The following is an 11,801-nucleotide window of genomic DNA, read 5'->3' as shown; positions in this document are numbered from 1 at the left end:
AGACTATACTCTATTTCCATTTCTAACATTACTATGTTTTTTAGCATATACAAAATATATGAAAACACCTATTATAATCCATGCCACAAAACTAATTAAAGTAAGCTTAGAAAGGTTCAAAGCTAAATATATACAACTTACTATTGAAACGATAGGTAAAAAAGGTACTAGGGGCGCACGGAATGGCCTCTTCATATTAGGATGTGTCTTTCTTAATACAATGACAGCTATAGATACAAACACAAATGCTGTTATCGTTCCCATATTCACTAAATTAGCTAATAAATTCAAATCCACTAATCCCGCTAATAAAGCTGCTAGTATACCTGTAACCCACGTATTAAAAAATGGAGTTTGTAAACGTTTATGCACACTTGAAAGTCTTTTTGGTAACAATCCATCTCGACTCATCGAGTAAGATACACGAACAAATGCAAACATAGCTACTAACAGAACTGTTGTTAGCCCTGCTATTGCTCCCACCGATAACAATCCAGCAATTCTATCTTCTCCTACCGTGCGCAACGCATATGCAACCGGATCCGCAACATTTAATTCCGTAAACGGAACCATTCCAGTTAACACGAATGAAACACCTACATATAGAACGGTACAAATGAATAAGGAAACAAGTAACCCAATTGGCACGTTACGTTGTGGGCGCTTCACTTCCTCTGCGGCTGTTGCAACTGCATCAAATCCTAAAAAAGCAAAAAATACAGTAGCAGCGCCTCCTACCACACCGTGAAGACCAAACGGTAGAAATGGTTGCCAATTCTCTGGCTTTACATATTGTGTTCCTACAACAATAAATCCTACAATAACAGCCAACTTAATAATAACCATTATATTATTTATTCGTGCACTTTCTTTTGCACCACGACTTAATAAAAATGTAACAACTAAAATAATAAGAACTGCTGGTAAATCAATAATTCCACCCTTCCCCATACCAGGTGCCGAAGCAAAAATTGTAGGAATGTGAATATTAAATCCTAGTAGCAATGACTGAAAATACGCTGACCATCCTGCCGCTACCGCAGAAGTCGCTAATAAGTACTCCAACATAACGCACCAACCGACGATAAATGCAAAAATCTCACCTAGTGTCATATATGTATATGAATATACACTTCCCGAAACTGGAACTGTAGATGCAAATTCAGCATAACAGAAAGCTACGCACGCACATACAATCGACGCTAATATAAACGATAATACAATCGCTGGGCCAGCATGTTTCGCCGCTACAATACCTGTTAATACGAAAATTCCTGTACCAATAATTGCTCCAATCCCTAAAAGAGTTAGGTCAATGGCACCTAAAGTTTGATTCAATACTTTTTTCTTTTCTTCATCCATTGTTTTCTTTATTAAAAGACTCATTCATTGAAACCTCTTTTTCAAATTTATCTCTTACTTATTACAATCTTTATTACTGTTCTGTTTAGAAAATAAAAATATACATGATCCACTCCCCATGAACTAAATAATTTAACAAAAGACAGAAGAATCAATCTCTTTTAACTGTAGTGAATTTTAAAACAATCCATTCAGCAACACACCACTAAGAACGCTGAATGAATTTATCATATAATTAATTATATTGTCAACAATAAAATTAATTAAACAAGAACGGTTAATTATGTATCAAATGGTATTTTTAAACGTAATTATTTTCTCAAAAACATTGTTATTTCCTATCTTTATATTTATACTTACTTTTTCATATCGATTTTTATACATTTTTTCATTAGATAGAATTTAAGCAACGTCATCATACCCTTAACTAAATTGTTATTTTTAAATAACAATTTAGTTAAGGGTATGCAATCATTTTAAAGCTAATAAAAAAGCGCAGATTTTCATCTGCACTTTTTTTATTCTTCCACTTCAGCTTCTGCACTACTATTTTTAAGTTGTTCCTTCTGAGCCTCTTCTTGTAACTCAGCTGAAATCATCCCATAATAAATTTCCGGATATAATCCAAATATTTGATATACACTTCCTAAAAACGGCATCGGAATCCCTCTTTTCTAAAGTTGTATTGCCATTTTTAAGGATTCCCTTTTCATTCATTATACATTCGTTTTTGGCGTTTCTTCTTCATCATGAACACTTAATAAATTTTGCCACTTTTTATAAGGAGCACTATTTGGATCTACATAGCCTTTCGCGTACGAACGATCCCACAATTGTTTAATAAACATTTCTTTCTCTTTCTTTGCAACCATATCGGCACCTGTACCGTAATAGTTTTGGAAATATAACTCAATTTCATCAAGGAATAATCTTAATAATTCATCAGAAGTTTCTTCTAACGTTGGGTCATATTTCGCTTCACGGTCATACATTAAAATCATATCTAAAATATTATGGACATGCTCTTTACGAAGCCATCTAATATCTTGAGCACCTAATACAAATGGATGTGTATATAAATGTCCACCCTGTATCATCGCCTTTTCTTGTTCTTCTTCAAATCTAGATAAGATGTTTTCATAAATGAACGGATTATGAAGCAACGCTCTGTGCAATTTGTAACTTTCGCTTGAAATATTTTTCCCCATCGACTGAATTAAGAAACTACGTCCAACGCCGTTATATTGATACACGAACTGGCCATCAACAGCAACTAAACTAATCCAGCGATATATATACGCGTATAGAAGAGCGCGATTACATTTATCGTAATCTAATTTCGTTTGCGTTGCATTTAAGTCTGGCATGAAGGCTGGTAAGTGCCAATACTTATCTAAATGCGGCGTTAAACTAGATTTTTTACTATTCAACTTGTTCACACGACGATAGTATGACTGAAAATAATCACCTTTATCATTCATAAATCCATTTGCAATATGTCCCGACGAAAGCTTAGGAAAGTCTTGCAGCGATAAACCATAATGTGCTCGGTAACAGATTACTTCAAAGGGCGAAAAGGCTTCATGTACTGTATCCTTTTCCTTAAACATTTCTTGAATTAATTCCTCTTGCAGTTCTTTCTTTAAAGATGGATGTATACCCCAGTATTGTAATTCCCTATGATGGGAAACTTTCGGCACAAATGGGCTAGCTAAATGGAAGAGGTCTTCAATTTTTTCACGGACGTATTCATCACGATCACGCTTCTTATAATCCGCTTCTTTTCGTAACGCCTCAACGATATTCAGCTCTAATTTATCACGATAGCGTATTTGTAATTCATCGTAGCAATAACTTAATATGTGCTCACGATAAAAGTCTTCTACTTTTTTCGATTGAATCTCTTCTGTTTTCGCATCTCGGCAATATTCCCCGTATAGACTCATATAAATTTCCGCAGATATATCTTTTGGTAATACACCTAAATTTAAATGTTGCTGCATATCTTGCCATATCTTTTCTTGCAGCTTCTCTTCAGCTAATACGTATACATTCGTTGGGTTTGTTTTCCCTTCAAATTCCTTGCTTCGTTTTTGAATTTCAAACAGTAAGTTTTCACGTGTTTCATGTAAATTATCAAAAAATCTTTCCCAGTATTGAATCATTTTGTTAACTGCTTGATATAGCGATTGATACACGAGTTCTAATAGCATTTCTTTACGATACTCGTTTAATTTGTGTACGTACTGCGTTACAATATCTTCAAATTCTTTTTTAAATAAACGTTGCTGATTATTAATCATTTTTCCAAACCAGCCTTGTTGCTGCGCGATTTCTACTCGGCGCACAGCTGTTACCGTTCCATCAATATTACTTACATTAAATTTCTTATCGTAGTTTTGAATTAAATTACGCTTTTGTTCATTATTTTCATGTAGTCGATTCATTTTTTCTACTAACTGCTTTCGAATTTCATACAACATAAAACGAGCTGATACTGGATGAACAGGATCTGTTTTCTTTAAAAACCATGTATTTAATTGATAGGACTGCCCCTCAGAACCATTTGGTGAAAAACGGTCCGATTCAATCATGTCATACAATAGTGTCGTTACATGTTCATGTACACGGCTTGGAATCGCATACGCATATAAACGAACCGCATGATCCACCCTTGCTACTTCACCTTTCATTTGCTCCATCATTTTCAGCTTCGCAGCCGAAATTTTACACTCATGCTGCAGACGATTTAATTCCTCGTCTTTTTGCACCGTACGCTGGACATAACTTTCTACAGCTTCTAAAAACAGTTTAGATTTTGCAACACCGACCTTGCCACCCTCTGCTCCTTCACGCGTTTCATTGTACATTTGTCGATAGAAAATATGAGCTTGTTCTGGACGAGTAGCAAGATGTTCTAAGTCTTCTAAATAACTTTTCCCGCGCTCTGGCTTTTCACGCTGCATCCCACGTTTTACATCTTGGTCATATCTTTGCTTCTTCTCTTGAAACAATTGATCTAAATGAAGCCACGATTCATCTAAACCTTGCACGGCCCATTTTAAAGCGCAATATTTTAACACGTGCTCATATGGATAAATAATCTTTGCCGTTCCTGCCCCGCAATATCGCCCTTTCCCGCTTGATTCTGCTAATTGCTGAATTTGATTATCTTCCTGCGCAAAATGATTTGCAGACATCGGACTAAATAACTGTAAATAAATCGTATTTGCCATTTGCTCCATATAATCTGATAAATTATGCAGATGGTGTCCATGTAAATTTTCGTAATCGTATAAGAAACAATAATTGTACGGTAAATGGTGTTGTTTAATCGTATGATTTGTTCTTCCGTCTTCATCTACTTGATCAGGTCGATATTCTAATTCAATCGTCACTCCGCCACGTTTTGATAATTCTCCAGTAGAACCGAGTGTAATGGCATGTAATTCTTTTAACGATGCATAACCATTTGCTTGCACCGTTTCAAACTCTTTCGCACTAACCGTTCTCGTCTTCACTAACACATCCGGCATTAGAAACGCACCACGTATTAAAATGTTATGATGCTGCAGTTTTTTTCGAAGCATTTCACGTAAATATAATGCAATTTGCAGAAACATCCCTGAACCTGTTCCGCCCGCTAGTGATGTTACGATAATGACACGCACACCATATTCCGTTTGATCACTTGTAACCGGAAAAATCTTCTCAATTTCTTGCCAAAAGGACGTCAATTTATCTTCTTTCATCGCAGCACGTAACGCTAAACGGGAAATGACACGTAACTGCCCTGCCCCTTCTGTCAGTGGCTTATCAAGTATAGTCGGGTCCATCGGAAACCACTCTGGAATCGTTGGATCTCCCGCAATATACTCTCTGGGCGTTTTACTAGAACTCGTTTGTGTCTTAAACTTTCGAATATGATCAAATTTACTTAATGTATTCACATCTGTATCAAATACGTGCATCGCTACCTTTTTTCGGCGCTCCTCAGGTAACCTTTCATATATTTGATGTGTCACAGTACTACCGATTCCACCTAAACCAATTAATATCGTTGGAACTTGTAACGTCATGTGAACCACCTTCCTATTCTTGCTTGTTTGAAAAGAGGAGGGAAAACTATAGCCCCCCCTTTCTTTGCCCTATCTACTATTCACACTCGTACCTGTAAATCTCTTTACCATACCCTCTATCAATTACTAAAAGTTCATTTGGATACAGTGTCTTATGTTCCATTCCAACCTCATCCTGTGTTATAAACATCCCATCAATAATCATTCCTACTACTTGTGACTCTTTCGCTACCAATATCGATTTCGATCCTTTCTTTGCTATAAATGTAACGGATTGTACAGTCTTCCTTTCCGCTCTAAACGGGATACCAAAATAATGTTTCCACCATTTATTTTTAAGTAATTCTGGCTCAGATTGATATAACCAATCTTTCGCTACCTCTTGATCCCATTCGTAATACAATAGTGCTTTCCGGTGAAATCTTGGACGAACAATCCACCCTAAAACGATTATTCCTACTACTAACAGTAATAAAGTGATAGGAATAACAAACTTAAAGATAAGCGCATATTTTTCATAAAACGGTGCATTTTGAATATGAAGTGAAATACTTTTCTTTACTTCTTGTAATTTTGAATCCTGTATAGTGATGGTAGCTTCTACGGTGCCGGTATCTGTAAAATTGAATGTGTCGGAGTAATGAGGTCGAGGATAAATATAAATTTGATTACCATGTTGTTTTATTTCATAGTTGATTGATTGTTTAGATGTGACACCAGTAGATTTTGTTAGTTTTTTTACAGCCTCTTCTGTCATCGGCTTACCATCTAACTGTGGTTGTATAATAAAGGGTTTACTATTCTCTAAATTTGTTACTTTTTCTTCATAATCTTTCGTAATAGTTTGCAGTGATAATTTTGGTTTTTCCGTTACTTCGACTTTAAATTCTTTCGTCTGTCTGTAAAATCCTTTTATGTTCATATGAACTTTCCCGCGTACTAATCCTTTAGTAAGCTTAGCTTCGTAATAAAACACATGTCTTTTATCGTCCCACTTCATCGCATATTGCTTTCCGTCTATTTCTACTTCTGCCTGGAAGTAAGAAGACTGAACTGGCAACTCAGTAGGCTTTGCTTCAATAACAGCTGTCACACCTTCATACATTTCCTCAACGTTTTTTCTATCCTGATCTTCTTTGTCATAAGTAGAAACCATATAATTAAGCGCCGGTTCAACAAGTACTTGTAACCCTTCTTTCTCAATATCCTGGTCCACTTCTATCGTATAAGTTCCTGGTTTAATAACTTCCTCATTTTCCGTACTTATATGAACTATATTTCCGAATAATTTCGCTTCTCCTGGTGCATGTATGGAAAAAGAAGATTGTAATTGTAATGGTTTAGAAATTTGTGTGACCTGATAATTAGACAAAGAAGGCGATTGTCGTACAAGCGTCATACGCTTTAATGGAAATGGTGTTGTAATCTCTACTTTTTTCCCTACTACTTTCGTTTTTACAATCGATTCAACAGAGGAAAACGGATCGCGATTTGCAACTAATGCTGCCACTTGATTGACGCTTTTTACAATACCATCCTCTCCACTAGATGGCATCGTAACTCCATTTATCTCTTTCTTCCATATTTCTTTAAACGTATTGAGTTGCGCCTTCTCTTGTTGCCCTAAATCCTCTTCCATCGTAATTAAAATTGGATGTAACGATATCTTTTTTACATCCATTTCTTTCTTAAACTGTGCTAACTTCTGTGTAATTTGTTCTTTTCCACCAACCTTATCTTTCTCTAAATCATTAAATGCCCCGTCAGTTAAGACAATAAGCCAAAATTCACGTTTTCCATCTATATCGGCTTCCTTTTTTATAGATTGCATCGCCGTTTCTACTGCGCTAAACGGAGTATTTAAATACGTTTTCCATGCTCCAATTCCCTCAATTTCCGTTTGTCTCTTATCCTTCGTTAACGAAATGTTTAATGGATCATTTGGCTTGCTCATTGGAACGTAAGAAAATTTATCTTTTTCATCTAATAGCGCAACTAAACTTTGCAAAGCGTAATTGGCATATTTCCAGCGATCGTTATTTCTCATGCTGCCCGAATCATCATATACAAGTGAAACGACCCTTTCCTTTGCCTCCTCTCCTTTTGCAAAAGTCCAAAAAGGATGTAACCAAATAAATAGAAACAACATGAATGTGGCACAAATTCGAATTTTCATGATGAGGCTTCGCCACCTTTGTAGACAAATTCCTATGTTTAAATTTATGAGAGGAAACAAGATATATGACTTGTATTTTAGGACAACTAACACACTATAACTTTATTATGTAAACAGTTATATACGCTGAATATTATTCCTTCTAGCGTTTTCTATCCGATAATACAAGTAAAAAAGCCTGTTTAAGCTCTACACTTAATACAGACTTTTCCTACTTTTTATTTTAAAAACACTTAACAAAAAGTTTGATTTTTGACTTAACACATCACTTCTATTGTAAATCCACCAGGTGCTTCAACGTAAAATGTATACGCATGTGCACGTTTAGGAGGTTCGACCAAAAATCCATCCTCCTTCAATCTTTGATTCATCTTATTTACTTGTTCTTCGCTTTCTTGAGGAAACCCTACATGAAATGTTTGCGGATAATGTACGTCTTTCCCTTTCATTAACGTTAATATAAACCCACCATTATCACGCATAACCGCAAAGCCATTTCCCCTTGTTCCGCTACAAGTTAAGCCAAAATACTTTTCTAAAAACTCTCTCGCAGCTACTACATCTGCAACTGTTAAATTAAGATGTTTAATTCCCAACCGATCACCTTCTTTCTTAATTTTCTAACATTTTATCATAAAAATAAAAAACACGCCTTTCACAGCGTGTTTCATTGCTTCACATACACTTCAACAATCGGATTATCTTTATGATCCGCATGCAAGCGTATATTCTCCTCACTCGCGCTATAAATACTAGCTAATAACATAATCGTTAACAAATTAGGAGTCTTTGCATCACTCCCGTATTTCCTTTCAAGCGCTTCCTTATATTCATAATCCAAATCCCCCTGCACATATGTATACACTTCAAAACCATCTTCTAAATTACAAACTACTGTATCAATAATATCTGCCCCTACTTGCTTCTTCATTTCCTCTCGCAACGCTTCAATAAATTCTTCCCACGGTACTTCGTATGTCTGAAACTGATCTGTAGATTTCATTGCCTTTTCCTCCTTGCTATATCCTCTTCCTATATTTCCCCTTTCCTATAACAATTATGATAGATAGGGCATTCGTACAAGCCGCACTTGTCCCCTTTACATATCGTATTACTGTAATGGGGAAGGAGGAAAGAACATGCATAGACAAAAATGTTATGATACATGCCAACGTTATTTCGGTAAAGTCGTTCGCATTGAAGATCGTGATGGCCGCATTCATTTAGGGAAAATAATTGATGTGACAAATAGCTCTGTATGGATTGAACCAGTGCAACAGCGCTCATCTTTTGACACTGGATTCGGATACTACGACGCATATGCAAACGGTGGTTGTGATCTTTGCGGCGGCCTTAGCAGATGTGATAGTTGCGGATTTGGTTGCGGTGGTGGTTGCGGCGGTGGTTTTAGTAGCTGTGGATGTGGCGGTCGTGGTTGTGGTGGTTGCGGCGGCTGGGGCGACGGCGGTTGGGGTGTTGAACTCGGATTTGGTTTCATTTTCGGAATTACTTTAGCTGCATTATTTTTCATTTAACATAGTAAAGAGTTGACTACCTTTAGCCAACTCTTTTGCTTTATTTTTCACATATAAATATGCGGTGTCCTAAAACATGTTGATACATAAGCCTTACACTTTCATGCTGTACCCACGCATCATATAATTCATTTGGAATATATGATGATACATTCCATTCCGGCTCTTCTATATAGCCAGAGATCGTTTCCGCAATTGTACCACCACCAGCAATTGTAACCCGCTTAAAGTTTGCTTTCTGAAATAATTGTACCCACTCAATCTCAGTTAATAATTCTTTCATCCCATATAACCTGGAAATCGTTTCTTCTTCACTCTTCTCAATGTGTCTATCAATAATCATTTCAATCACAACAAGCTTTCCGTCCTTCTGTAATACACGATAACACTCCGAGATAACCCTTTCTTTCTCTGTAAAAGCGAGTATCGATTCTCCGAGTACGAACTCAAATGAGTCATACAAACAAGGTAATTGCTCTGCATTTCCTTCAATTAATTGAATGTCTAATCCTTCAAATGACCATCTATCTTTCGCCTTTTGAATCATAATTTCATTCTTTTCAACTGCTGTTACTTTATAACCACATTCTTTTGTCATATACGCCGCTGTTTTCCCTGTGCCGCAACCTATCTCAAGGACATTCGCCCCCTGTCTAAAAGGCAATTGTGCTAACAATTGTTTTGTTAACGTAAAACCACCAGGATGGGCACTTCCTATTCCGTAATAAGCTAGGAAATCGATGTAAGTATTTCGTTTCATAGAATTCTCCTTTAAATTTTCTATAATACATATATTCACCCATCAATAAATAGTGCACATAAAAAAGCATTTCCAAGTGCAATACCGCAACTTGAAAATGCTTTTATCTTTTTTATTTCTCTTCTACATACGCCCATTTAAAGCTATATTCCGGACTAATATTATGTTTCACAATTCCCTTTATATTTGGTTTCATTACATATGATCGAGCATTTTGATATAAAGGGACAAGCGCTACATCATCTTCAAGTAATATTTTTTCAGCCTTTCCTAACTCTGTCCAACGTTTTTTTGCATCAGCCATCCATTCTGTCTTACTTTTAGTAATAATGTCATCATATTTTGAATTTGAGTAGCTCATCTGGTTCTGAGAGTTTGTCGTTTCAAACATATCAAGATACGTCATTGGATCCGCATAATCTGGATTCCAGCCACCATATGAAAAATCATAATCTTGGTCTGATTCTAATTTCAACTTTTGCTTAAATGGTTGCAGTTTAATATTTACTGTCACGCCTTTTAGGTTTTTTTCAACTTGATCTTTTACATACTCCCCAACTTTTTTCGCATTACCAGTATCATAATTTAACAGTTCAATTGTCACTTGATCTTTTCCAAGTTCTTTTTTCGCTTCTTCCCAAGCTGCCGCTGCCTTTTTGGAATCTTGTTTTAAACCATTCTTGAACGTTTCTGCGAAATCTTTACCGTCTGGTCCACTCGCCAAACCTTTTGCTACTAAATAGTCCACTGGTTTTGAACCATCATTTAAAATAACATTCGTTAAAGCTTTCTTATCAATTGATAATGCAATTGCTTCACGTAATTTTTTACTCTTTAACGGTGTATCTTGCCCACCACGCTTTTGATTTAGACGTAAGTAGAACGTACTTGTTTCCGAATATGCCCCAAACTCTTCTTTATTATTTCTATACTTATCAACAAATTCTCCTGATAAAAGGGCGAAATCAATCGCTCCTGTATCGTATAAATTTACTCTAGTAGCTGGTTCTTTTACTACGCTATAGTTAATTTCTTCTAGTTTGACAGTCTTTTTATCCCAATACTGCTCATTTTTCTTTAATTTCCAGCCTTGCTCATGTTTCCAATCAGTAAGAACGAACGGTCCGTTATATACTGTTGTATCAGACTCTAAACCAAATTTATTCCCTTTTTCTTTTACAAACTTTTCATTTAATGGATAGTATGACGCAAATGCCATTAAGTTTAAGAAATACGGTACCGGTCTTTCTAGTTCCACTTCAAGCGTATAATCATCTACCGCTTTTACACCTAATGTAGCAACTTCTGCTTTCCCTTGATTAATCGCTTCTGCATTTTTCAGATAGTAAGCAATAAATGCATACTCAGCAGCTGTTTTTGGATCTACTAGACGTTGCCATGCAAATACGAAATCTTTCGCTGTTACAGCATCACCGTTTGACCATTTTGCATCTTTCCGTAATTTGAATGTATATTTTTTACCATCCTCACTTTTTGTGCTAGATTCTGCTACAGCTGGGATTGGCTTATTATCTTTATCAAGGCGATATAAACCTTCCATTGTATTCCCTAAAATTTGTGAGCCAAGTGTATCTGTATTTTTGGAAGTATCCATCGTCGGAATTTCATTCGTTTCTGTACGATTTAACACTTGCTTTGCCGCATATTTAATATCAGATTTCTTCTCTTCTCCACCATTATTAGATGTCGTTGTCGTTTTCTTCTCCCCACCAGAAGATCCAGAACACGCTGTTAACGCCATACTCATCGCTAAAACTGGCGCTACAACCGCCGTAAACTTTTTCATCTTTTTCTTCATTCTTGTACCCTCCCCAATTATATGTACGAAACTAACTTTGAGAGATTTCTAATTTAAATTATCAGAAAAT

9 protein-coding genes are annotated in these 11,801 nt (G+C 36.1%); 1 reads left to right on the top strand and 8 read right to left on the bottom strand.

Annotated features, from left to right (window positions below):
- Positions 1-3: 3 nt before the first annotated feature.
- The 6 genes from ACUN28_RS11570 to ACUN28_RS11545 form a co-directional block, all read right to left on the bottom strand.
- Complete coding sequence (locus ACUN28_RS11570; protein ID WP_016086849.1) at positions 4-1,386, bottom strand: APC family permease; 1,383 nt, start codon at positions 1,384-1,386, stop codon at positions 4-6.
- 494 nt (positions 1,387-1,880) lie between these two features.
- Entirely contained in the window at positions 1,881-2,021 is a 141-nt protein-coding gene (locus ACUN28_RS11565) for a hypothetical protein (protein ID WP_016086848.1), read from the bottom strand.
- A 57-nt stretch (positions 2,022-2,078) separates the two neighbouring features.
- Complete coding sequence (locus tag ACUN28_RS11560; RefSeq protein WP_016086847.1) at positions 2,079-5,441, bottom strand: tubulin-like doman-containing protein; 3,363 nt, start codon at positions 5,439-5,441, stop codon at positions 2,079-2,081.
- A gap of 76 nt (positions 5,442-5,517) precedes the next feature.
- Entirely contained in the window at positions 5,518-7,617 is a 2,100-nt protein-coding gene (locus ACUN28_RS11555) for a vWA domain-containing protein (protein ID WP_016086846.1), read from the bottom strand.
- Positions 7,618-7,874: 257 nt separating this feature from the next.
- On the bottom strand, positions 7,875-8,213 hold the full coding sequence (locus ACUN28_RS11550) for a VOC family protein (RefSeq protein WP_016086845.1): 339 nt from the start codon (positions 8,211-8,213) through the stop codon (positions 7,875-7,877).
- A 71-nt stretch (positions 8,214-8,284) separates the two neighbouring features.
- On the bottom strand, positions 8,285-8,620 hold the full coding sequence (locus ACUN28_RS11545; RefSeq protein WP_016086844.1) for a hypothetical protein: 336 nt from the start codon (positions 8,618-8,620) through the stop codon (positions 8,285-8,287).
- A 136-nt stretch (positions 8,621-8,756) separates the two neighbouring features.
- On the opposite strand from ACUN28_RS11545, the gene ACUN28_RS11540 reads away from it, so the two are divergent.
- Positions 8,757-9,152: a hypothetical protein gene (locus tag ACUN28_RS11540; protein ID WP_016086843.1), complete on the top strand. Its 396-nt coding sequence runs from the start codon at positions 8,757-8,759 to the stop codon at positions 9,150-9,152.
- A gap of 40 nt (positions 9,153-9,192) precedes the next feature.
- Here ACUN28_RS11540 and ACUN28_RS11535 read toward each other — a convergent pair whose 3' ends face one another.
- Both ACUN28_RS11535 and ACUN28_RS11530 read right to left on the bottom strand, forming a co-directional pair.
- A complete protein-coding gene (locus ACUN28_RS11535; protein WP_016086842.1) occupies positions 9,193-9,912 on the bottom strand; it encodes a class I SAM-dependent methyltransferase in 720 nt (239 codons plus the stop codon).
- Positions 9,913-10,024: 112 nt separating this feature from the next.
- Entirely contained in the window at positions 10,025-11,731 is a 1,707-nt protein-coding gene (locus ACUN28_RS11530) for a peptide ABC transporter substrate-binding protein (RefSeq protein ID WP_016086841.1), read from the bottom strand.
- Between the last annotated feature and the right edge of the window lie 70 nt (positions 11,732-11,801).

It is taken from the genome of Bacillus sp. WC2507, from assembly GCF_052656125.1.
The sequence above is the reverse complement of the archived record's forward strand: the minus strand, read 5'-3'. Positions and strand labels throughout refer to the sequence as shown.